20 protein-coding genes are annotated in these 22,958 nt (G+C 69.3%); 13 read left to right on the top strand and 7 right to left on the bottom strand.

All coding sequences use genetic code 11. The features are described 5' to 3' along the window. Positions 1-120: 120 nt before the first annotated feature. The gene (gene glyA, locus BLT78_RS19510) at positions 121-1,377 is read left to right on the top strand and encodes a serine hydroxymethyltransferase (protein ID WP_090351563.1); all 1,257 of its coding nucleotides are present in this window, start codon (positions 121-123) and stop codon (positions 1,375-1,377) included. 122 nt (positions 1,378-1,499) lie between these two features. Further along, positions 1,500-1,868 carry a PilZ domain-containing protein gene (locus BLT78_RS19505; protein ID WP_090351562.1) on the top strand — a complete coding sequence of 123 codons (369 nt, stop codon included), beginning with the start codon at positions 1,500-1,502 and terminating at the stop codon, positions 1,866-1,868. A gap of 19 nt (positions 1,869-1,887) precedes the next feature. Here the strand turns inward: BLT78_RS19505 and yjiA are convergent, their stop codons facing one another. After that, complete coding sequence (gene yjiA / locus BLT78_RS19500; protein WP_090351560.1) at positions 1,888-2,859, bottom strand: GTPase; 972 nt, start codon at positions 2,857-2,859, stop codon at positions 1,888-1,890. 278 nt (positions 2,860-3,137) lie between these two features. Then, positions 3,138-4,499 carry a DNA repair protein RadA gene (radA, locus tag BLT78_RS19495; RefSeq protein ID WP_090351559.1) on the bottom strand — a complete coding sequence of 454 codons (1,362 nt, stop codon included), beginning with the start codon at positions 4,497-4,499 and terminating at the stop codon, positions 3,138-3,140. A gap of 61 nt (positions 4,500-4,560) precedes the next feature. On the opposite strand from radA, the gene BLT78_RS19490 reads away from it, so the two are divergent. From BLT78_RS19490 to mscL, 3 genes are all read left to right on the top strand, one after another. After that, positions 4,561-5,055 (top strand): GNAT family N-acetyltransferase, encoded by a 495-nt coding sequence (locus tag BLT78_RS19490; protein WP_090351557.1) that lies wholly within the window; start codon positions 4,561-4,563, stop codon positions 5,053-5,055. A 69-nt stretch (positions 5,056-5,124) separates the two neighbouring features. Continuing rightward, positions 5,125-5,376 carry a YdcH family protein gene (locus tag BLT78_RS19485; protein WP_090351555.1) on the top strand — a complete coding sequence of 84 codons (252 nt, stop codon included), beginning with the start codon at positions 5,125-5,127 and terminating at the stop codon, positions 5,374-5,376. A 76-nt stretch (positions 5,377-5,452) separates the two neighbouring features. Beyond that, positions 5,453-5,863 carry a large-conductance mechanosensitive channel protein MscL gene (mscL, locus tag BLT78_RS19480; protein ID WP_090351553.1) on the top strand — a complete coding sequence of 137 codons (411 nt, stop codon included), beginning with the start codon at positions 5,453-5,455 and terminating at the stop codon, positions 5,861-5,863. Between the two features lie 65 nt (positions 5,864-5,928). Here the strand turns inward: mscL and BLT78_RS19475 are convergent, their stop codons facing one another. Together BLT78_RS19475 and BLT78_RS19470 are read right to left on the bottom strand one after the other, a co-directional pair. Continuing rightward, positions 5,929-7,494 carry a TerC family protein gene (locus BLT78_RS19475; protein ID WP_090351551.1) on the bottom strand — a complete coding sequence of 522 codons (1,566 nt, stop codon included), beginning with the start codon at positions 7,492-7,494 and terminating at the stop codon, positions 5,929-5,931. Between the two features lie 329 nt (positions 7,495-7,823). Continuing rightward, the gene (locus BLT78_RS19470; RefSeq protein ID WP_090351549.1) at positions 7,824-8,600 is read right to left on the bottom strand and encodes a ferredoxin--NADP reductase; all 777 of its coding nucleotides are present in this window, start codon (positions 8,598-8,600) and stop codon (positions 7,824-7,826) included. 63 nt (positions 8,601-8,663) lie between these two features. On the opposite strand from BLT78_RS19470, the gene BLT78_RS19465 reads away from it, so the two are divergent. From BLT78_RS19465 to BLT78_RS19430, 8 genes are all read left to right on the top strand, one after another. After that, on the top strand, positions 8,664-9,791 hold the full coding sequence (locus BLT78_RS19465; protein ID WP_090351548.1) for a methyltransferase: 1,128 nt from the start codon (positions 8,664-8,666) through the stop codon (positions 9,789-9,791). Between the two features lie 140 nt (positions 9,792-9,931). Then, positions 9,932-11,224 carry an NCS2 family permease gene (locus tag BLT78_RS19460; protein ID WP_090351546.1) on the top strand — a complete coding sequence of 431 codons (1,293 nt, stop codon included), beginning with the start codon at positions 9,932-9,934 and terminating at the stop codon, positions 11,222-11,224. A gap of 31 nt (positions 11,225-11,255) precedes the next feature. Further along, a complete protein-coding gene (gene trmA, locus BLT78_RS19455; RefSeq protein ID WP_090351545.1) occupies positions 11,256-12,341 on the top strand; it encodes a tRNA (uridine(54)-C5)-methyltransferase TrmA in 1,086 nt (361 codons plus the stop codon). A gap of 112 nt (positions 12,342-12,453) precedes the next feature. Further along, positions 12,454-13,227 (top strand): ABC transporter ATP-binding protein, encoded by a 774-nt coding sequence (locus BLT78_RS19450; RefSeq protein WP_090351543.1) that lies wholly within the window; start codon positions 12,454-12,456, stop codon positions 13,225-13,227. Between the two features lie 63 nt (positions 13,228-13,290). Beyond that, entirely contained in the window at positions 13,291-14,043 is a 753-nt protein-coding gene (locus BLT78_RS19445) for an ABC transporter substrate-binding protein (RefSeq protein WP_090351542.1), read from the top strand. A gap of 48 nt (positions 14,044-14,091) precedes the next feature. Next, positions 14,092-14,787 (top strand): ABC transporter permease, encoded by a 696-nt coding sequence (locus BLT78_RS19440; protein WP_090351540.1) that lies wholly within the window; start codon positions 14,092-14,094, stop codon positions 14,785-14,787. Next, positions 14,784-15,476 (top strand): ABC transporter permease, encoded by a 693-nt coding sequence (locus tag BLT78_RS19435; RefSeq protein WP_090351539.1) that lies wholly within the window; start codon positions 14,784-14,786, stop codon positions 15,474-15,476. The genes BLT78_RS19440 and BLT78_RS19435 overlap by 4 nt, the downstream gene beginning before the upstream one ends. Positions 15,477-15,676: 200 nt before the next feature. Further along, positions 15,677-16,894: a methyltransferase gene (locus BLT78_RS19430; protein ID WP_090351537.1), complete on the top strand. Its 1,218-nt coding sequence runs from the start codon at positions 15,677-15,679 to the stop codon at positions 16,892-16,894. 142 nt (positions 16,895-17,036) lie between these two features. Here the strand turns inward: BLT78_RS19430 and adeC are convergent, their stop codons facing one another. Genes adeC through BLT78_RS19415 form a run of 3 tightly spaced genes read right to left on the bottom strand, consistent with a single transcriptional unit; the run spans position 17,037 to position 22,723 of the window. Further along, positions 17,037-18,434, bottom strand: a complete 1,398-nt coding sequence (gene adeC / locus BLT78_RS19425) for an AdeC/AdeK/OprM family multidrug efflux complex outer membrane factor (RefSeq protein ID WP_090351536.1) — start codon at positions 18,432-18,434, stop codon at positions 17,037-17,039. Beyond that, complete coding sequence (locus BLT78_RS19420; RefSeq protein ID WP_090351534.1) at positions 18,431-21,562, bottom strand: efflux RND transporter permease subunit; 3,132 nt, start codon at positions 21,560-21,562, stop codon at positions 18,431-18,433. The genes adeC and BLT78_RS19420 overlap by 4 nt, the downstream gene beginning before the upstream one ends. Before the next feature lie 12 nt (positions 21,563-21,574). Then, positions 21,575-22,723, bottom strand: a complete 1,149-nt coding sequence (locus BLT78_RS19415) for an efflux RND transporter periplasmic adaptor subunit (protein WP_090351532.1) — start codon at positions 22,721-22,723, stop codon at positions 21,575-21,577. Positions 22,724-22,958 lie beyond the last annotated feature (235 nt).

Below are 22,958 nucleotides of genomic sequence, written 5' to 3'. Positions count from 1 at the left end.
GCCGGCGGATGAGCGCCACTTGTCCGCCGCCTGACCGCCATTCATGTGCCAGGGGCGGCACATTCGGGTAGAATATTTCCCTTGCTTTCCCCTATTCGCCCCGATCCTCAGAGGACCGCCATGTTCAGCCGTGATTTGACCATCGCCCGCTACGATGCCGACCTGTTCGCCGCCATGGAGCAAGAAGCCCAGCGCCAGGAAGAGCACATCGAGCTGATCGCTTCCGAGAACTACACCAGCCCGGCGGTGATGGAAGCCCAGGGCAGCGTGCTGACCAACAAGTACGCCGAAGGCTACCCGGGCAAGCGCTACTACGGCGGTTGCGAATACGTCGACGTGGTCGAGCAGCTGGCCATCGACCGCGCCAAGCAGCTGTTCGGCGCCGACTACGCCAACGTCCAGCCGCACGCCGGCTCCCAGGCCAACGCCGCGGTGTTCCAGGCGCTGGTCAAGCCGGGCGACACCGTGCTGGGCATGAGCCTGGCCCACGGCGGCCACCTGACCCACGGCGCCAGCGTCAACTTCTCCGGCAAGATCTACAACGCCGTGCAGTACGGCCTGAACCCGGAAACCGGCCTGATCGACTACGACGAGGTCGAGCGCCTGGCCGTCGAGCACCAGCCGAAGATGATCATCGCCGGCTTCTCCGCCTACTCGCAGGTGCTGGACTTCGCCCGCTTCCGCGAGATCGCCGACAAGGTCGGTGCCTACCTGTTCGTCGACATGGCCCACGTGGCCGGTCTGGTCGCCGCCGGCGTCTACCCGAACCCGGTGCCGTTCGCCGACGTGGTCACCACCACCACCCACAAGACCCTGCGCGGCCCGCGCGGCGGCCTGATCCTGGCCCGCGCCAACGAAGAGATCGAGAAGAAGCTGAACTCCGCCGTGTTCCCGGGCGGCCAGGGCGGCCCGCTGATGCACGTGATCGCCGCCAAGGCGGTGTGCTTCAAGGAAGCCCTCTCCGACGAGTTCAAGGCCTACCAGCAGCAGGTGGTGAAGAACGCCCAGGCCATGGCCCAGGTATTCATCGAGCGCGGCTTCGACGTGGTTTCCGGCGGCACCCAGAACCACCTGTTCCTGCTCAGCCTGATCAAGCAGGACATCACCGGCAAGGATGCGGACGCCGCCCTGGGCCGCGCCTACATCACCGTGAACAAGAACGCCGTGCCGAACGACCCGCGTTCGCCGTTCGTCACCTCCGGCCTGCGCATCGGCACCCCGGCGGTGACCACCCGCGGCTTCCAGGAAGCCGAGTGCCGCGAGCTGGCCGGCTGGATCTGCGACATCCTGCAGAACATGGGCGACGAGTCCGTGGTCGACGCCGTGCGCGAAAAGGTCAAGGCCATCTGCGCCAAGCTGCCGGTGTACGGCAAGTAAGGCTCGCTGCAGTGAAGAAACCCGGCCTTGCGCCGGGTTTCTTTTTGTCCGCCCTTCAGCGCGGCCCTGTCGCTGCCGACTAACACCTGCAGACGCGAAAACAACAAAGGAGGTTCCCCCGCATGTCCGCCTACCCTCACGAGCGCCGACGTTTCCAGCGCATTCCCTTCGCCGCGGAGGTCCTGCTGCTGCAAGGTCAGCGGCGCTGGCAGGCGCGCCTGCATGACCTGTCCCTCAACGGCCTGCTGGTCAGCCGGCCGGACGGCTGGGAAGCGCTGGCCGATGCGCCGCTGCACGCCTGCCTCGAGCTCGGGCCCGGCGTCGAGGTGTCCATGCAGGTGGCGATCGCCCACCAGCGGGATGACCTGCTCGGCTTCCATTGCCGCGAGATCGATCTCGACTCGCTCACCCACCTGCGCCGGCTGCTCGAGCTGAACCTGGGCAGCAGCGGCCTGCTGGAGCGCGAACTGGGCACCCTGATGCAGGCCTGAGCAGGCACCGACGACGACCTCAGACCTGCACCGCGGCAAAGCCGGCGCGGATCTCCGCCTCCGGCAGGTTGTCGCCGATGAACACCAGCACGCTTGCGCGCGGCTCGTCCGCGCCCCACGCGGCGTCCCAGTCGAAGCCGTACAGGCGCAGCACGCCCTGGAACACCAGGCGGCGTTCCTCGCCGGCCACGTTGAGCACGCCCTTGTAGCGCAGCAGCGCGTTGCCGTGGCGCTCCAGCAGGTCCTCCATGAAGGCGCTGAGGCGCTGCATATCCAGCGCCCGCTCGCTGCCGAGCACTAGGGTGGCGATGCGGTCCTTGGGCGCCGCCGGCAGCAGCGGACGCGGGCCCTGCGTCGGGGCGACGGCGGCGTCGAGGTTGAAGCCGCGGATGTCGAGCAGCTCGGCCAGCTCGATGCGGCCGTGCTCGACGGTGCGGATCGGCGCGCGGCGGTTGATCCGCGCCAGACGCTGGCGCAGCGCCTCGACGCTCGCGTCATCGACCAGATCGGTCTTGCTCAGCAGGATGCGGTCGGCGAAGCCGACCTGAGCCTGGGCGATGGCTTCCTGCAGGTGGCGCTCGGCGTTGGCGGCGTCGACCAGGGTGAGGATGCCGTCCAGCATGTAGCGGCTGCACAGCTCCTCGTCGGCGAAGAAGGTCTGCGCCACCGGCGCCGGATCGGCCAGGCCGGTGCACTCGATGACCAGGCGGTCGAAGGCCAGCTCGCCGCTGTCCAGCCGCTCGAGCAGCAGGTACAGCGCCTTCTCCAGTTCGACGTGGATCGAGCAGCAGACGCAGCCGTTGGCCAGGGTCAGCAGCTCGACCGGCGCGCTGCCGAGCAACTGGCCGTCGATCGGCGTCGCGCCGTACTCGTTCTCGATCACCGCGAGCCTGAGGCCGTGCTCGGCCTGCAGCATATGGCGCAGCAGGGTGGTCTTGCCGGCGCCGAGAAAGCCGGTCAGCACGATGACCGGGATGGGGGCTTGCGACATGGCAATCCTCGCAACGAAACGCGCCACGACGGAGCGTGGCGCGGGAATTGAATGACGGGGCGGCAATCGGGCATCGGTGGACAAGCCTGCGGCGTTGTCCATCTACGGCGTCAGCAGCGCACCGCACCGGCCCTTGCCGCCACCATAACGGGCATCCCGGCGTGCGCGAAAGCAGGCGCGGAGCAGCACCCTGGCCCGCCGGTAGGGTGCGCCACGCGCACCGAAGGTCACCGGCGGGGGTGCGGGGCGCGCGGCGCACCCTATGGGAGCTTGGTGGCTCACTCGAACAGCGCATCCAGCGCCTGCTCCAGGCGCGTCACCGCCACCACCTGCAATCCGGGCGGCGCCTCCTTGGGCGCGTTGCCCTTGGGCACGATGGCGCGCTTGAAGCCGTGCTTGGCGGCCTCCTTGAGGCGCTCCTGGCCGCTGGGCACCGGACGGATCTCACCGGACAGGCCGATCTCGCCGAACACCAGCAGGTCGTGCGGCAGCGGGCGGTTGCGCAGGCTGGAGATCACCGCGGCGAGCAGCGCCAGGTCGGAGGCGGTCTCCAGCACCTTGACCCCGCCGACCACGTTGAGGAACACGTCCTGGTCGTAGGTGGGGATGCTGCCGTGGCGGTGCAGCACGGCGAGCAGCATGGCCAGGCGGTTGGGATCGAGGCCGAGGGTCACGCGCCGCGGGTTGGCCATGTGGCTGGTGTCGACCAGCGCCTGCACCTCCACCAGCATCGGCCGCGAGCCCTCCCAGGTGGCCATCACCACGCTGCCCGGCACCTCCTCCTGGGCGCGGGTGAGGAAGATCGCCGAGGGGTTGCTGACCTCCTTGAGGCCGCGGTCGGTCATGGCGAACACGCCCAGCTCGTTGACCGCGCCGAAGCGGTTCTTCACCGCGCGCAGCAGACGCAGGCGGCCGTCCGACTCGCCCTCGAAATACAGCACGGTGTCGACCATGTGCTCGAGCACCCTGGGGCCGGCCAGCGCGCCCTCCTTGGTGACGTGGCCGACCAGGAACACCGCGGTGCCGCTCTGCTTGGCGAAGCGTACCAGGAGCGCCGCGCTCTCGCGCACCTGGGCGACGCCGCCGGGCGCCGACTGCAGCTGCTCGGTGAAGATGGTCTGGATCGAGTCGATCACCATCACCCGCGGCTTCTCCTGGCGCGCGGTGGCGATGATCGACTCGATGTTGGTCTCGGTCATCACCTTGAGCTTGTCCTCGGGCAGGCCGAGGCGCCGCGCGCGCATCGCCACCTGCTGCTGCGACTCCTCGCCGGTGACGTACAGAGCCGGCATGCGCTCGGCGATGCGGCACAGGGTCTGCAGCAGGATGGTCGACTTGCCGATCCCCGGGTCGCCGCCGATCAGCACCACAGAGCCATCGACCAGGCCGCCGCCGAGCACCCGGTCCAGCTCGCTGGAGGCGGTGGAGAAGCGCGGCGTCTCCTCGACGCTGACCTCGGCCAGGGTCTTCACGTTGGCTTGCTGGCCGGCCCAGCCGCCGCGCCCGGAAGGCGTCGCCGCGCCCTCCAGCACGGTCTCGATCAGGGTGTTCCACGCCCCGCACTCGGCGCACTGCCCGGCCCACTTGGGGAAGGTCGCGCCGCACTCGCTGCAGCCGTACATGCGCTTGGCCTTGGCCATGGCGGTCTCCGTCCGGAAAAGCGCGATAATAGCGCTCCGTCCGCGCCCGAGTCGCCCCGCCATGCAGATCCAGCTCGTCCCCGCCAGCGCCGCGCAACTGCCGCTGGTGCGCAACCTCTACCAATTCTACGCCTACGACTCGTCGGACTGGGAAGCCGAGGACGTCGAGACCGACGGGCGCTTCTACATCCACGAAGCGCACCTCGCGCGCTACTGGCAGGATCCGGGCTGGAGCGCCCAGCTGATCCTTGCCGACGGCTTCATCGCCGGCTTCCTGCTGATCGAGCGCTGCGAGCTGCCGGGCATCGACGCCGCCGAGTTCGCCGACCTGTTCATCCTGCGCAAATACCGCCGCCAGGGCATCGGCCGCGCGCTGGTGGAGCAGCTGATGGGCGATGGCGCGCCCTGGGTGGTGCGCTTCTACCGCCAGGACGCCCAGGCCTGCGCGTTCTGGCAGGCCCTGCTGGCGCAGCTGCCGCTGCGCGCCGTGCCGATCCTCCCGGCTGACGGCGAGGACGCGCTGCTCAGCTACCTGATCAACCCGCCAACCCACTGAGCCGATGCCACGCCGCCGGCGGCCGATGAGCTAGGCTCAAGGGACCTCATCCAGCCGGGAGTGATCGTCATGCCCCACGCACGTCATCCACTGCACCGCGAGTTCCCCGAACACCAGGAGCAGTTGCGCACGCTGCTGGCCAGCGACAGCCATTTCGGCCAGCTGGCCGAACGCTACGAGGCTCTGGACAAGCGCATCTACGCCGTCGAGGACGGCCGCGAGCCGCTCGACGACACAGCCCTGCAGACCCTGAAGAACCAGCGAGTGACCCTCACCGAGCAGATCGCCGAACGCCTGCGCCAGGCCCGCAACGGCGGCTGAACCGCCCACTGGCGCACATGTCCAACCGCCACGGTCGGACTATACTGGCCGCCACCAGAACCCAAGGGAGTGAACCATGAGCCTGCTGCAAGAATTCAAGGCCTTCGCCGTCAAGGGCAACATGATCGACATGGCGGTCGGCATCATCATCGGCGCCGCCTTCGGCAAGATCGTCTCCTCGCTGGTCGGCGACGTGATCATGCCGCCGCTGGGCATCCTGATCGGCGGGGTCGACTTCTCCGACCTGGCGATCACCCTCAAGGCCGCCGAGGGCGATCTCCCTGCGGTGGTGCTGTCCTACGGCAAGTTCATCCAGACCATCATCGATTTCACCATCATCGCCTTCGCCATCTTCATCGGCATCAAGGCGATCAACCGGCTCAAGCGCGAGGAGGAAGCCGCCCCGGCCGCGCCGCCGGCGCCGACCAAGGACCAGGAGCTGCTCACCGAGATCCGCGACCTGCTCAAGGCACAGCAGAACAAGTAGTCCTGCCGCACAACGCACAACGGCGCCCGATGGGCGCCGTTGTCGTTTCCGGCGTCAGAACAGGCTCACGCCATCTGGGCCGGCGGCTTGAGCAGCAGGCGACTCACCCGGCGCTCCCGCACCTCGATCACCCGCAGCTGCCAGCCGGCGAACTCCAGCGCGTCGCCGATCGCCGGCAGGCGGTCGAGCAGGCTCAGCGCCAGGCCGGCGAGGGTCTGGTAGTCCTCGGTCGGCCGCGCCTGGAAGCCCAGGCGCTCGCGCAGCAGGCTGAGGTTGATGGCGCCGCTGACCTTGTAGCCCTCAGCACACGGCTCGATGTCCGGCCCCGCCACCTCGCTGGCGTCCGGCAGCTCGCCGGCGATGGCCTCGAGGATGTCGGTGAGGGTCAAGAGGCCCTGGAAGGCGCCGAACTCGTTGACCACGAAGGCCACGTGGGCCTGGGCCTCGCGCATCTGCTCCAGGGCGCCGAGCACCGTGCAGCTGTCCGGCAGGTTGAGCGGCGCGCGCAGCAGGCCCTCGATGTCCGGCTGCGCGCCGCGCAGCAGTTCCCGAAGCAGCTCCTTCTTGTGCACGTAGCCGAGCGGCTCGTCCACAGCGCCAGCGCGCAGCACCAGCAGGCGCGAGTGCGGCGACTCGAGCAGGGCCTGGTGGACCGCCTCGCGGTCGGCGTCGAGGTCGATGTGGTCGACCGCGTGGCGCTCGGTCATCGCCGTGCGGATCGAGCGCTCGGCCAGGTGCAGCACCCCGCTGATCATCACCCGTTCGCGGCGGTCGAAGGCCGCCGGCTCGCCGGCTTCGCCCCCGTCAAGCAGATCGGCGATTTCCTCGCCGACCTCGTCGGCAGCCACCGGCTTGCCGCCGAGCAGGCGCAGCACGGCGTGGGCGGTGCGCTCGCGATGGCTGCGCGCGCCCTGCAGGCTGCGCTTGCGGCGGTGGCGGGCCAGCTGGTTGAACAGCTCGATGAGGATCGAGAAGCCGATGGCCGCGTACAGGTAGCCCTTGGGAATGTGGAAGCCCAGGCCCTCGGCGGTCAGGCTGAAGCCGATCATCATCAGGAAGCCCAGGCACAGCATGATCACCGTCGGCCGCGCGTTGACGAAGGCGGTCAGCGGCTTGCTGGCCACCATCATCAGGCCGATGGAGATCATCACCGCGACCATCATCACCGACAACTGCTCGACCATGCCCACCGCGGTGATCACCGCATCCAGGGAGAACACCGCATCGAGCACCACGATCTGCGCCACCACCGGCCAGAACTGCGCATAGCTGCGGCTGCCGCCGCTGTGCTGGACGTGGCCCTCGAGGCGCTCGTGCAGCTCCATGGTGGCCTTGAACAGCAGGAACACGCCGCCGAACAGCATGATCAGGTCACGCCCGGAGAAGCTCTGGCCGAACACCTCGAACAGCGGCGCGGTGAGGGTGACCAGCCAGGCCATGCTGGCCAGCAGGCCGAGGCGCATCAGCAGCGCCAGCGCCAGGCCGATCAGCCGCGCGCGGTCGCGCAGGTGCGGTGGCAGCTTGTCGGCGAGGATGGCGATGAACACCAGGTTGTCGATACCCAGCACGATTTCCAGGACGATCAGGGTCAACAGACCCATCCACGCCGTCGGATCGGCGATCCATTCCATGACAGTCAGACTCTCTCAGCAGACAAACGGGCGCGCAGCGCCAGGCCGACGGCAAACGGGCCGGCGGACGGGCAAGCGCAACAGGTAACGATGGCAATGCACGAAGCACGCCAGCAGGCGGGGAAGATCACGGGAGGGGCCGCTCGCGGGGCTGAAGCTGCGGGCGGCTGACGACAATCGCTGTCCATCGACAACCGGAAAGTGGGGAACTGGCCGCCATGGTACGGCGAGTTCCGTGTCAGTCTGACGAAAAAGCGTAACCAATTTTTAGACTGCGAGCGGTGTTGCCGGCGACGGCGCAACGCCCACGGGGTCGATGCCTGCGCTCGTCACCAGTAGTTCTCCAGCGCCAGTTGCCCCGGCCGCCGGCTCAGGCTGAGCTGCAGGCCGCGCAGCTTGAGACGCGCGTGCAGCTCCTCGACCATCGCCGGGTTGCCGCAGAGCATCAGCCGCGAGTGCTCGGGGCTGATCGCCAATCCTGCGCCGCGCTCCAGTTCGCCGCTGTCGAGCAGCGCGGTGAGCCGCGCCTGCAGGCAGCCGGGCACCTGCTCGCGGGTCACCACCGGCAGATAGACCAGCTTGTCGGCCGCGCCCTCCAGCCACTCGCGCCGCGGCAGATCGGCGATCAGCGCCTGGTAGGCCAGCTCGGACGCGCTGCGCACGCTGTAGGCCAGCACGATGCGCTCGAAGCGCTGCCACACCTCGGGGTCCTGGAGGATCGACAGGAACGGCGCCACCCCGGTGCCGCTGGCCAGCAGCCACAGCTCGCGACCGTCGGCGAAGCGGTCGAGGGTGAGGTAGCCGTAGGGCTGGCGCTCCACCAGCAGCTCGTCGCCCGGAGCGAGCTGGCGCAGTTCGCTGGTGAACTCGCCGTCCGGCACCTCGATGGAGAAGAACTCGAGGAACTCGTCGTGCGGCGCCGAGACCATCGAGTAGGCACGCCAGACGATGCCGCCACCGGCCTTGCGCACGCCGAGGCGGGCGAACTGCCCGGCGCGGAAGCGGAAGCCCGCATCGCGGGTGCAGCGCAGGCTGAACAGGCTCGGCGACCAGCGCCACACCTCGAGCAGGCGCTGACGGGTGAACTTCTCGGCGCTCGCCGTCATACTTGCCTCCCTTCGCTGCCGCCGGCGCGGCGGCTTCCTTCATATAGCGCAAATCCCCCACCCATGCCCCTGTTCGTCTCCCCCTTCGCCCAACTCGACCTGCTGCGCCAGCCCGAGCAGCGCCAGGACCCGCTGCAGGCCTTCGACGCCGCCGACGAGTACCTGCTGCAGCATCTGCACGAGCAGGGCCTGGCCCAAGGCAGCCGGGTGCTGCTGCTCAACGACGGCTTCGGCGCCCTCGCCTGCGCCCTGGCCAGCCACGCCAGCGTGACCAGCAGCGGCGACTCCTTCCTCGGCGCCCTCGCCTTGCACAAGAACCTCGCGCGCAACGGCCTGGCGGCGGACGCGGTGCGCTTCGTGCCGGCCAGCCAGGCGGCGCAGGGGCCGTTCGACTGGGTGCTGATCCGCGTGCCCAAGACCCTCGCCCTGCTCGAGGAGCAGCTGATCCGCCTGCACGGCCAGCTCGCTCCGGACGCCAAGGTGGTGGCCGCCGGCATGGTCAAGCACCTGCCACGCGCCGCCGGCGACCTGCTGGAGCAGTACCTCGGCCCGGTGCAGGCTTCGCTGGCGGTGAAGAAGGCGCGCCTGCTGCTGTGCAGCCCGGAGGCCCGGCCGGCCCCCGTGTCGCCCTACCCGACCCGCTACCGCCTGGACCAGCCGCGCCTGGAGCTGGTCAACCACGCCAACCTGTTCTGCCGCGAGGGCCTGGACATCGGCACCCGCGCCTTCCTGCCGCACCTGCCGAGCGGTCTCGGCCGCGCGCGGGTGGCCGATCTCGGCTGCGGCAACGGCGTGCTGGCCATCGCCAGCGCCCTGGCCAATCCCGAGGCCGAGTACCTGCTGGTCGACGAGTCGTTCATGGCCGTGCAGTCCGCCGAAGCGAACTGGCGCGCCGCGCTGGGCGAGCGGCCGGTGGAAGTGCGTGCCGCCGACGGCCTGGCCGGGCAGCCGCCGGCCTCGCTGGATCTGGTGCTGTGCAACCCGCCGTTCCACCAGCAGCAGGTGGTCGGCGACTTCCTCGCCTGGCGCATGTTCCAGCAGGCCCACGCCGCCCTGGGGCGCGGCGGCGAACTGTGGATCGTCGGCAACCGCCACCTCGGCTACCACGCCAAGCTCAAGCGCCTGTTCCGCGAGGTGAGCCAGGTCGGCGCCAACCCGAAGTTCGTCATCCTGCGCGCACGCAAGGGCTGAGCTGCGCAGAATTTCACCAGCCGCCGCGGCGCTGGTATGATGCGCGCCTTTTTCCCGCCCCCCGCCGCCCACAAGGCGCCGGGGGCCGTCGACGCCAACCCCGGCGTCACGCTCGTCCCCATCGAGCTCCGGAGAACCCCATGCTGGAAAGACTGTTCCACCTGCAGGCCCACCACACCACGGTGCGCACCGAGCTTCTCGCCGGCCTGACCACCTTCCTGACCATGGCCTACGTGCTGTTCGTCAACCCGAGCATCCTCGCCAAGACCGGCATGGACCAGGGCGCGGTGTTCGTCGCCACCTGCCTGGCCGCCGCGCTCGGCTCGCTGGTCATGGGCCTGCTGGCCAACTACCCGATCGCCCTCGCTCCCGGCATGGGCCTCAACGCCTTCTTCACCTACACCGTGGTGCTGACCATGGGCTACACGTGGCAGGTGGCGCTCGGCGCGGTGTTCCTCTCCGGCCTGCTGTTCTTCGCCCTGTCGATCTTCCGCATCCGCGAGTGGATCATCCACAGCATCCCGCTGCCACTGCGCACCGCGATCAGCGCCGGCATCGGCCTGTTCCTCGCGCTGATCGCCCTGAAGAACACCGGCATCGTCGTCGATCACCCGGCCACCCTGGTGGCGCTCGGCGACCTCGGCCAGCCCGGCCCGCTGCTCGCCGGCCTGGGCTTCCTGCTGATCGTCGCCCTGGTCCACCACCGCGTCACCGGCGCGGTGATGATCGGCATCCTCGCCGTCACCGGCGTGTCGCTGGCCCTCGGCCTGACCGAGCTGGACGGCGTGGTGGCGGCGCCGCCGAGCCTGATGCCGACCCTGCTGCAGCTGGACATCGCCGGCGCGCTGGACGTCGGCCTGGTCAGCGTGATCTTCGCCTTCCTGTTCGTCGACCTGTTCGACACCTCCGGCACCCTGATCGGCGTGGCGCAGAAGGCCGGCCTGGTCGGCCCCGACGGCCGCCTGCCGCGCCTGGGCCGCGCCCTGCTGGCCGACAGCACGGCGACCATGGCCGGCGCCGCGCTGGGCACCTCGACCACCACCAGCTTCATCGAGTCGGCCGCCGGCATCAGCGCCGGCGGGCGCACCGGGCTGACCGCCTGCGTGGTCGCCGTGCTGTTCCTGACCAGCCTGTTCTTCTCGCCGCTGGCCGCCGCGGTGCCCGACTACGCCACCGCCCCGGCGCTGTTCTTCGTCGCCGTGCTGATGACCGGCGGGCTGGCCGACATCGCCTGGGACGACCTCAGCGAGGCCGCGCCGGTGGTGATCGCCGCCCTCAGCATGCCGCTGACCTTTTCCATCGCCAACGGCATCGCCCTGGGCTTCATCAGCTGGACCGCGATCAAGCTGTGCTGCGGCCGCGCCCGCGAGCTGAACAGCGCCATGTGGGTGCTGTCCGTGCTGTTCATCGTCAAGCTGGGCTTCTTCGCCTGAGCCGGTAACCCCTTCGCCACACGAGTCCGCCATGCATAGTCCCTCCCTCGACCCGACCCAGTACGCCGCCCAGCTCGCCGAGAAGAAGGCCCGCCTGCAGGAGCTGCTGGCGCCGTTCGCCGCCCCCGAGCCGGAAGTGTTCGACTCGCCGGCCGAGCACTACCGCCTGCGCGCCGAGTTCCGCCTGTGGCGCGAGGAGGACGGCCGCCACTACGCGATGTTCGAGGGCGACAAGCACACCCCGGTGCTGATCGAGCAGTTCCCCATCGCCAGTGCGCGCATCAACCAGCTGATGCCGCGCCTGAAGGCCGCCTGGCAGGCCAGCGCGGTGCTGTCGCACAAGCTGTTCCAGGTCGAGTTCCTCACCACCCGCAAGGGCGATGCACTGATCACCCTGTGCTACCACCGGCCGATCGACGAAGCCTGGCAGGCCGAGGCCGAGCGGCTCGCCGCCGAGCTGGGCGTCAGCCTGATCGGCCGCTCGCGCGGCAAGCGCATCGTCATCGGCCGCGACTACGTGGAGGAAGAGCTGAGCGTGGCCGGGCGGAGCTTCCGTTACCGCCAGCCGGAAGGCGCCTTCACCCAGCCCAACGGCGTGGTCTGCGAGAAGATGCTCAACTGGGCCTACGACGTGCTCGGCGAGCGCGACGACGACCTGCTCGAGCTGTACTGCGGCAACGGCAACTTCACCCTGCCGCTGGCCACCCGGGTGCGCCGCGTGCTGGCCACCGAGATCAGCAAGACCTCGGTCAACGCCGCGCTGGCCAACATCGCCGATAACGGCATCGACAACATCGAGCTGGTGCGCCTGTCCGCCGAGGAGCTGACCCAGGCGCTCAACGAGGTGCGTCCGTTCCGCCGCCTGGCCGGCATCGACCTCAAGGGCTACCAGTTCGGCAGCGTGTTCGTCGACCCGCCGCGCGCCGGCATGGACCCGGACACCTGCGAGCTGACCCGGCGCTTCGACAGCATCCTGTACATCTCCTGCAACCCGCAGACCCTGGCCGAGAACATCGCCCAGCTGCACGACACCCACCGCATCGTGCGCTGCGCGCTGTTCGACCAGTTTCCCTGGACCCATCACATGGAGAGTGGCGTACTGCTGCAGCGGCGCTGAGCCGCTGCGACAGCGGTCGCAGAAAACCGCAGCCAGCCGCCCGGGCGTCCCATGGCGACCCCGCCGGCCGCTGTGCTAGCTTGAGTCGCACAACAACATCAGGAATCCCCCCATGGCCGCCGCCACTCCGGCACTGGAAATCCGCAACCTGCACAAACGCTACGGCGACCTCGAGGTGCTCAAGGGCATCTCGCTGACCGCGCGCGACGGCGACGTCATTTCCATCCTCGGTTCCTCCGGTTCCGGCAAGTCCACCTTCCTGCGCTGCATCAACCTGCTGGAAAGCCCGCACGAAGGGCAGATCTTCGTCGCCGGCGAGGAACTCAAGCTCAAGCCGGGCAAGGACGGCGCGCTGGTCGCCGCCGACAACCGGCAGATCAACCGCCTGCGCAGCCAGCTCGGCTTCGTGTTCCAGAACTTCAACCTGTGGCCGCACATGAGCATCCTCGACAACGTGATCGAGGCGCCGCGCCGCGTGCTCGGCCTGTCGAAGGCCGAGGCCACCGAGCGCGCCGAGGCGCTGCTGGCCAAGGTCGGCATCGCCGCCAAGCGCGACAGCTATCCCACCCAGCTGTCCGGCGGCCAGCAGCAGCGCGCGGCCATCGCCCGCACCCTGTGCATGGAGCCCAAGGTGATCCTGTTCGACGAGCCGACCTCGGCGCTCGACCCGGAGATGGTCCAGGAAGTGCTTAACGTGATCCGTGCGCTGGCCGAAGAGGGCCGCACCATGCTGCTGGTCACCCACGAGATGAATTTCGCCCGCCAGGTGTCCAGCGAGGTGGTATTCCTCCACCAGGGCCTGGTCGAAGAGCAGGGGCCGCCGAGCCAGGTGTTCGGCAACCCGAGCTCGGAGCGCTGCCGCCAGTTCATGTCTAGCCTCAAATAACAACTCGGCCGACGCGCCCGTGCCGCGGCCGGGCGACGGAAAGCCACCCAAGGAGCCCTACCCATGAAAATCCGCAACTCGCTGCTGGCCCTTGCCGCAGCCCTGGTCCTGGCCACCCCGGCGCTGGCCGCCGACAAGCTGAAGATCGGCACCGAAGGCGCCTACCCGCCCTTCAACCAGATCGACGCCAGCGGCAACGTGGTCGGCTTCGACGTGGAGATCGCCAAGGCCCTGTGCGTGAAGATGCAGGCCGAGTGCGAATTCGTCACCTCCGACTGGGACGGCATCATCCCGGCGCTCAACGCCAAGAAGTTCGACATGATCGTCGCCTCCATGTCGATCACCGACGAGCGCAAGCAGGCGGTGGACTTCACCGAGCCCTACTACATCAACAAGCTGCAGTTCATCGCACCCAAGGCGGCCGAGTTCAAGACCGACGAGAAGAGCCTCGACGGCAAGGTGATCGGCGCGCAGCGCGCCACCATCGCCGGCACCTGGCTGGAGGACAACCTCGGCGACGTGGTCGAGGTGAAGCTCTACGACACCCAGGAGAACGCCTACCTCGACCTGGCCGCCGGCCGCGTCGACGGCGTGCTGGCCGACAAGTTCGTCAACTGGGAATGGCTGAAGAGCGACGCCGGCAAGGACTTCGAGTTCAAGGGCGAGCCGGTGTTCGACAACGACAAGATCGGCATCGCCGTGCGCAAGGGCGACGATGCCCTGCGCCAGAAGCTCAACGACGCCATCCAGGCGATCGTGGCCGACGGCACCTACAAGCAGATCAACGACAAGTACTTCCCCTTCAGCATCTACTGAGCCGGCAGCAGCGCGCCTCCGCACGCGGGGGCGCGCTGCCGATAACCCATGATTCCTGACCTTCAAGGCTTCGGGCCGGCGCTGGCCGCCGGCACCTGGATGACCCTCAAACTGTCCCTCGCTGCGGTCAGCGTCGGACTTGTCCTCGGCCTGCTCGGCGCTCTGGCCAAGACCTCCGGCAACCTGGCGCTGCGCCTGCTCGGCGGCGGCTACACCACGCTGGTGCGCGGCGTGCCGGAGACCCTCTGGGTGCTGATGATCTACTACGGCACGGTGAGCGGCCTGAACGCCGTCGGCGCGCTGTTCGGCTACCCGGAGCTGGCCCTCGACCCGTTCGCCGCCGGCACCCTGGCGCTCGGCCTGTGCTTCGGCGCCTACGCCACCGAGGTGTTCCGTGGCGCGCTGCTGGCCATCCCCAAGGGCCAGCGCGAGGCCGGCCAGGCGCTCGGCCTGTCCGCCCTGCGGATCTTCTGGCGCATCACCCTGCCGCAGCTGTGGCGCACCGCGCTGCCCGGCCTCGGCAACCTGTACATGATCCTGCTCAAGGACACCGCGCTGGTGTCGCTGATCTCCCTGGAGGAGATCATGCGCAAGGCGAGCGTCGCCTCCAACGCCACCAAGGCCCCCTTCACCTTCTACATGAGCGCCGCGGCCATCTACCTCGGCCTCACCGTGATCGTCATGCTGGTCCTGCACCAGCTGGAAAAACGCGCCGGCCGCGGCATCGCGAGGAATGAGCTATGAGCGGCTGGGAACTGCTGGTCAAATGGACCCCGAAGATGCTCCAGGGCGTCGGCCTGACCCTCGAGCTGGTGGCGATCGCCGTGGTCGCCGGCCTGCTGGTCGCCCTGCCGCTGGGCATCGCCCGCGCCTCGCGGCACTGGTACGTGCGCGCGCTGCCCTCGGCGTACATCTTCTTCTTCCGCGGCACGCCGCTGCTGCTGCAGCTGTTCATCGTCTACTACGGCCTCGCGCAGTTCCCGGCGGTGCGCCAGAGTGCACTGTGGCCGTTCCTGCGCGACCCGTACTGGTGCGCGCTGCTGACCATGACCCTGCACACCGCAGCCTACATCGCCGAGATCCTGCGCGGGGCGATCCACGCCGTGCCGGTCGGCGAGGTCGAGGCGGCGCGCGCGCTGGGCATGTCCAGGCGCCAGGCGCTGTGGCACATCATCCTGCCGCGCGCGGCGCGCATCGGCCTGCCGGCCTACACCAACGAAGTGATCCTGATGCTCAAGGCCAGCGCGGTGGTCTACACCGTGACCCTCTACGACATCATGGGCATGGCGCGCACCATCAGCTCGCGCACCTACGAGCAGATGTTCTTCTTCCTCTATGCCGGCGCGCTCTACCTGATCATCACCATCGGCCTGACCTGGATCTTCCGCGGCATCGAGCGCTGGCTGCGCGTCGACGCGGCGCGCGCGCGCTGAGCCCACTGGTGGGCAACTCGCGCAGCGAGTGCCCACCAGTAGCCGGCCGGGTGGACAGGCTGCGCCGTTGCTCACCCGCCCCGGCGGGTTGAGGTGCGCACGGCGCACCCTACCGCCGACCAGTGCCATCCCGTAGGGTGCGCCATGCGCACCGCAGCGCCGCTATAATCGCCGCCCGCCCACTGCCCGCCGCGTCTGCCGTGTCCGACATACTCCAAGGCCCCCTGCTGCGCCAGCGCTTCGCCGAGCTGGACGCCTTCCTGTGCGCCCACCAGGCGCTGTGGCGCGACAAGCCGTTCACCGCCCCGACCCTCGCCTGGGAACACGAGCACGCCGTACTGGCCGCCTGGCTGCGCGGACGCACGCTGGCGCAGGCCGACGCGGCGCACAACCAGCCCGAACGGCTGGACGCCCCGGCGCCCTTCCCGCAGCTGGCCGCGCGCGCCGCGCAGCTCGCCGCGCTCGGCGAGCTGCCGGCCGGCGCCGTGGCACAGCTGCCGGCGCAGTTCAGCGTCGACGTGCCGGGGCGCAAGTGGCAGCAGATCGACGCCTTCGCCAGCCGCCTGCAGTTCCGCGAACCGCCGCGCCACTGGCTGGACTGGTGCTCCGGCAAGGGCCATCTGGGCCGGCGCCTGGCGCATGCCGGCACGCCGCTGACCTGCCTGGAATACGACGCCGCGCTGGTCGCGGACGGCCAGCGCCTCAGCGACCGCCTGCAGCTGGACGCCCGTCACCTCGAGCAGGACGTGCTGGCCGCCAGCGCCGCCGAACGCCTGCAGGCCGGGCACACCCCGGTGGCCCTGCACGCCTGCGGCGAGCTGCACGTGCGCCTGCTCCAGCAGGCCAGCGCCAAGGGCTGCCGCCAGCTGGCGGTGGCGCCCTGCTGCTACAACCGCATCGCCAGCGACGAATACCAGCCACTGTCGCAGCCGGCGCGGGATTCGACCCTCAGCCTCAGCCGCGACGACCTGCGCCTGCCGCTGGCCGAGACGGTCACCGCCGGCGCGCGGGTGCGCCGCCAGCGCGACCAGTCGATGGCGCGCCGACTGGCCTTCGACCTGCTGCAGCGCGAGCTGCGCGGGGTGGACGACTACCTGCCGGTGCCCTCGCTGGCGCCGGCCTGGCTGGACAAGCCGTTCGCCGACTACTGCCGCGAACTGGCCGAATTGAAGGGACTGCCGACACCCGGCGAGCGCGACTGGGCGGCACTGGAAGCCGCCGGCTGGCGGCGCCTGGCCGAAGTGCGCAACCTCGAACTGGTGCGCGGCCTGTTCCGCCGGCCGCTGGAGCTGTGGCTGCTGCTCGACCGCGCGCTGTACCTGGAGGAGCAGGGCTACCGCGTGCGTCTCGGCGCCTTCTGCGAATACCGCCTGACACCGCGCAACATCCTGCTGCTGGCCGAGCGCCAATCAGCGTAGGGTGCGGCCGGCCTGTAGGGGCGAATTCATTCGCCATCGCGGCGACGTCAGGCGAATGAATTCGCCCCTACAAACAGACAGTCCGCCACCGCAGACCCTGAGCGTGCCCACGCTCCCGCGTGGGCACGCTCAGGGTCTGTCCCTACTCCACTCCGCCGCCGAGCGCCTTGAACAGGGCGATCTCGCTGGACAGCTGGGCCAGGCGGTCGCCGATCAGTTGCTGGCGCGAGCCGAACAGCTGGCGCTGCGCGTCGAGCAGGGTCAGGTGGCTGTCGACGCCGGTGCGGTAGCGCTGCTCGGCCAGGCGGTAGTACTCGGCATTGGCCGTCACCAGGTCGCGCTGCGCGGCGAGCTGCGCGCTGTAGGTGGTACGCGCGGCGAGACCGTCGGCGACCTCGCTGAACGCGGTCTGGATCGCCTGCTCGTATTGCGCCACGCCGATCTCCTTCTGCAGCTTGGCGTAGTCCAGGCTGCCCTTGAGGCTGCCGGCGGTGAAGATCGGCAGGTTGATCGACGGCTGGAACAGCCAGGTGCCGCTGCCGCCCTTGAACAGTCCGGACAGCTCGGTGCTGGTGGTGCCGGCGCGCCCGGTCAGGCTGATGCTGGGGAAGAACGCCGCGCGCGCGGCGCCGATGTCGGCGTTGGCGGCCTTGAGCCGGTGTTCGGCCTGGAGGATGTCCGGGCGGCGCTGCAGCAGCTCGGACGGCAGGCCGACCGGCAGCTCGGCCAGCTGCGGCTGTTCCAGCGGCGCGGCGGCCGGCAGATCGTCCGGCAGGTTGCCGCCGAGCAGCAGCTGCAGGGCGTTGCGGTCCTGGGCGACCTGGCGGGTGTACCGGGCGACACTGACCCGCGCGCCTTCCACCGCGCTGCGCGCCTGCGCCAGCTCCAGTGCCGAAGCCACGCCGACGTCGAAGCTGCGCCGGGTCAGCGCCAGGCTCTGCTCGTAGGTCTCGAGGGTCTGCTCGCTGAGCGCCAGCAGCTCGCGGTCGGCCTGCAGGGTCAGCCAGGCGTCGGCGACGCTGGCCACCAGGGCGGTCTGCGCGCTGCGCCGTGCCTGCTCGGTGGCGAAGTACTGCTCGAGCGCCGCCGCGCTGAGGCTGCGCAGGCGGCCGAACAGGTCCAGTTCCCAGCCACTGACGCCGACCGTGGCACCGTACTCGCCGTTGGTCTCGGCGGAGCCGGTGCGGGTCAGCTCGGCCGGCAGGCGCTGGCGGGTGCCGCTGCCGCGCGCGTCGAGCTGGGGAAACTGCTCGGCGCGCTGGATGCGGTACTGCGCCTGGTAGGCCTCGACATTCAGCGCGGCGACGCGCAGGTCGCGGTTGTTGGCCAGCGCCACCTCGATCGCCCGCTGCAGCGCCGCATCGCGGAAGAAGCCGCGCCAGGCGGGCACCGCGGCGCCCGCCTCCCCCACTTCGGCGGCGTAGGCCGGGCCCTGCGGCCAGGCCGCGGCCACCGGCGCCTCCGGGCGCTGGTAGTCGGGGATCAGCGAGCAGCCGCCGAGGACCAGCAGGATGCTCAGGGAGAGGATCGACTTGTTCACAGCGCGGACTCCTTCTCGATGGCCTTGCGGCGACGCTCGGCCAGCGAGCAGATCAACACGTAGAACAGCGGGATCCAGAAGATCGCCAGCACCAGCGCGGAGAGCATGCCGCCGATCACCCCGGTGCCGATGGCGTGCTTGCTGCCGGAGCCGGCGCCGCTGGAGATGGCCAGCGGCACCACGCCGAGGATGAACGCCAGCGAGGTCATCACGATCGGCCGCAGACGCATGCGGCAGGCTTCCACCGCGGCGTCGACCAGCCCCATGCCCTGCTCGTGCAGCGACTTGGCGAACTCGACGATGAGGATCGCGTTGCGCGCCGACAGGCCGATGGTGGTGAGCAGGCCGATCTGGAAGTACACGTCGTTGGACAGGCCGCGGCCGTAGGTGGCGAGCAGCGCACCGATCACCCCCAGCGGCACCACCAGCATCACCGAGAACGGGATCGACCAGCTCTCGTACAGCGCCGCCAGGCAGAGGAACACCACCAGCAGCGACAGCGCGTACAGCGCGGTGGCCTGGTCGCCGGCCAGGCGCTCCTCGTAGGACAGCCCGGTCCAGGCCAGGCCGATGCCCGGCGGCAGCTGGGCGGCGAGCTTCTCCACCTCGGCCATCGCCTCGCCCGAGCTGTAGCCCGGTGCGGCGGCGCCGAGGATCTCCATGGCCGGCACGCCGTTGTAGCGCGACAGCTTGGGCGGGCCGTAGATCCACTGGCCGCTGGCGAAGGCGCTGAACGGCACCATCCGGCCCTGGTCGTTGCGCACGAACCACTTGTCGAGGTCCTCGGGGTTCATCCGCGCGCCGGCCTCGCCCTGCAGGTAGACCTTCTTCACCCGGCCACGGTCGATGAAGTCGTTGACGTAGCTGCCGCCCCAGGCGATCGACAGGGTCTGGTTGATGTCCGACAGCGCCACACCCTGGGCGCGCGCCTTCTCGTCGTCGATCAGCAACTGGTACTGCGGCTCGTCGCGCAGGCCGTTGGGGCGCACGCCGGCCAGCTTGGGATTCTGCGCGGCCAGGCCGAGGAACTGGTCGCGCGCCTGGCTGAGCACCTGGTGGCCGACGCCGGCGCGGTCCTGCAGGAAGATGTTGAAGCCGGTGGCGTTGCCCAGCTCCATTACCGCCGGCGGGGCGAAGGCGAACACCATGGCGTCGCGGAAGCCGAAGAAGCGCTGCTGGGCGCGCTGCGCCAGCTCGAACACGCTCTGCCCCGGCTCCGTGCGCTCGTTCCACGGCCGCAGGTTGATGAACGCCATGCCCGAGCTCTGCCCGCGCCCGGCGAAGTTGAAGCCGTTGACGGTGAACACCGACTTGACCACCTCGCCCTCCTCCTCGAGCAGGTACTCGCGCATCTGCCGCACCACCTCGTAGGTACGCTCGGCGCTGGAGCCGGCCGGGGTCTGCACCTGGGCGAACAGCACGCCCTGGTCCTCTTCCGGCAGGAACGAGGTGGGGATCCTGGTGAACATCCAGGCCATCACGCCGACGATCACCAGGTACATCAGCAGGTAGGGCGCCTTGCGCCTGAGTACCGCCTTCACGCCGCGCTCGTAGCCGTGCACGCTGCGCTGGAAGCTGCGGTTGAACCAGCCGAAGAAGCCCTTCTTCTCGTGATGCTGGCCCTTGGCAATCGGCTTGAGCAGGGTGGCGCACAGCGCCGGGGTGAAGATCAGCGCCACCAGCACCGACAGGGCCATGGCCGAGACGATGGTGATCGAGAACTGCTGGTAGATCACCCCGGTGGAGCCGGGGAAGAACGCCATCGGCACGAACACCGCCGACAGCACCAGGCCGATGCCGACCAGCGCGCCCTGGATCTGCCCCATAGACTTGCGCGTGGCCTCCAGCGGCGACAGGCCCTCCTCGCTCATCACCCGCTCGACGTTCTCCACCACCACGATGGCGTCGTCGACCAAGAGGCCGATGGCCAGGATCATGGCGAACATGGTCAGGGTGTTGATGCTGAAGCCGAACGCCGCGAGGATGCCGAAGGTGCCGAGCAGCACCACCGGCACCGCCAGGGTGGGGATCAGGGTGGCGCGGAAGTTCTGCAGGAACAGGTACATCACCAGGAACACCAGGCCGATGGCCTCGAACAGGGTGGTCACCACCCCGAGGATCGACGCCGAGATCACCGGCGTGGTGTCGTAGGGATAGACCGCCTTCATTCCCGGCGGGAAGAACGGCTCCAGCTCGTCGAGGGTCTGGCGCACCGCCGCCACGGTATCCAGCGCGTTGGCGCCAGTGGCCAGCTTGACCGCGATGCCGGTGGCCGGCAGGCCGTTGTACTCGGCGCTGATGCTGTAGTTCTCGCCGCCCAGCTCGACGCGGGCGACGTCCTTGAGGCGCACCTGCGAGCCGTCGGCATTGACCTTGAGCAGGATGTCGCGGAACTGCTCGGGGGTCTGCAGGCGGGTCTTGCCGATGATGGTGGCGGTCAGCTGCTGGCCCGGCGAGGCCGGCAGGCCGCCGAGCTGGCCGGAGGACACCTGCACGTTCTGCGCCTGGATGGCGCTCTTCACGTCCACCGGGGTCAGCGCGTAGTTGGTGAGCTTGCTCGGATCCAGCCAGATGCGCATGGCGTACTGCGCGCCGAACACCTGGAAGTCGCCGACGCCCCTGGTGCGCGACAGCGGGTCCTGGATGTTGGAGACGATGTAGTCGGCCAGGTCGTTGCGGTCCATGCTGCCGTCTTCGGACACCAGGCCGATCACCAGTAGGAAGTTGCGCACCGCCTTGGTCACGCGGATGCCCTGCTGCTGGACCTCCTGCGGCAGCAGCGGGGTGGCCAGCTGCAGCTTGTTCTGCACCTGCACCTGGGCGATATCCGGATTGATCCCCTGGTTGAAGGTCGCGGTGATTTCCATGCTGCCGTCGGAGTTGCTCGACGAGCTGATGTAGCGCAGGCCGTCGATACCGTTGAGCTGCTGCTCGATCACCTGCACCACGGTGTCCTGCACGGTCTGCGCCGAGGCGCCCGGATAGCGCACGGAAATACCCACCGCCGGCGGGGCGATGCTCGGGTACTGGTTGATCGGCAGCTTGAGGATCGACAGGCCGCCGGCCAGCATGATCACCAGGGCGATCACCCAGGCGAAGATCGGCCGGTCGATGAAGAATCTGGACATGAGGCTATCCCCTTAACGACCCTGGGCCGGCTGGCCGGTGGCGGGCTTGCCCAGCGCCGGCACGTTGCTGGCCGGCTGCACCTGGACCTCGACGCCCGGCTTGATGAACTGCAGGCCCTCGGTGATCAGCCGGTCGCCCGGCGCGAGGCCCTCGCTGACCAGCCAGAAGCTGCCGGCGGTGCGCTCGGCCTTGAGGGTGCGCACCTCGACCTTGTTCTCGGCGTTGACCACCATGGCCACCGCCTCGCCCTTAGGGTTGCGCGTCACGCCCTGCTGCGGGGCGAGGATCGCCGCGCTCTTGCTGCCGGTCTGCAGCCGCGCCTGGACGAACATCCCCGGCAGCAGCTCCTGTTCGGGGTTGGGGAACACCGCGCGCAGGGTCACCGAACCGGTGCCCTCGTCGACCGACACCTCGGAGAACTCCAGGCGCCCGGCGTGGGCGTAGGTGCTGCCGTCCGGCAGGCTCAGCTCGACCCGCGCGGCGGTGTCGCCGGCCTTCTCCAGCTGGCCGCTGGCCAGCTCGCGGCGCAGGCGCAGCAGCTCGGTGGCCGGCTGGGTGACGTCGACGTAGATCGGATCGAGCTGCTGGATCACCGCCAGCGCCTCGCTCTGCCCGCTGCTGACCAGCGCGCCCTCGGTCACCGCCGAGCGGCCGATGCGTCCGCCGATCGGCGCCAGCACCCGGGTGTAGCGCAGGTCGATGCGCGCCTTCTCCAGCGCCGCCTCGGCCTGCAGCTGGGCTGCACGCGCCTCGTCGAACTGCTGGCGGCTGACCGCCTGGTCCTTGACCAGCACCTGGTAGCGCTCGGCCAGCGAACGACTGGACAGCACGCTGGCCTCGGCGCTCTTCAGGGTCGCCTGGTAGGTGGCCGGATCGATCTGGTACAGCTGCTGGCCGGCCTTGACCTCGCTGCCCTCGGCGAACAGACGCTTGTGCACGATGCCGTCGACCTGCGGGCGCACCTCGGCGACCCGGAAGGCCGCGGTGCGGCCCGGCAACTCGCTGGTCAGGGTGAACGGCTGCGCCTCGAGGGTCACAACGCCCACCTTGGGCGCGGGCGCAGCCTGCTTCGGCGCCTCTTCTTTCTGGCAGCCGGCCAACAGCAAAAGCGACAGCAGGGCGGCGGAGCCCAGCGTCGCGCGAGCGGAAGCGCTTTTCATCGGAAAGCCTCGAAATCGTTGAGCACAAGCAAGGGTGTAAATCCGCGAGGAGATTGCATCTCCAGTGCCAGGCACTATACTTACATTCGCGTCTGTTTGTAAATTCGCAGTACTGCAAGTGTTGACCCGCTCGGGAGATCGCGCCACGACGTCACTCGCCGAAGCCGGCGTTTTTTGTGAAACTGCGCGCCCTCTACACCACAGGGAAGTCACAATCCGCCCCAGGCTCAGAGAC

This window comes from Pseudomonas oryzae, assembly GCF_900104805.1.
GTDB classification, from domain to species: Bacteria; Pseudomonadota; Gammaproteobacteria; order Pseudomonadales; family Pseudomonadaceae; genus Geopseudomonas; species Geopseudomonas oryzae.
Note: the sequence above shows the minus strand (reverse complement) of the source record. Positions and strands in the feature narration are given on the sequence as shown.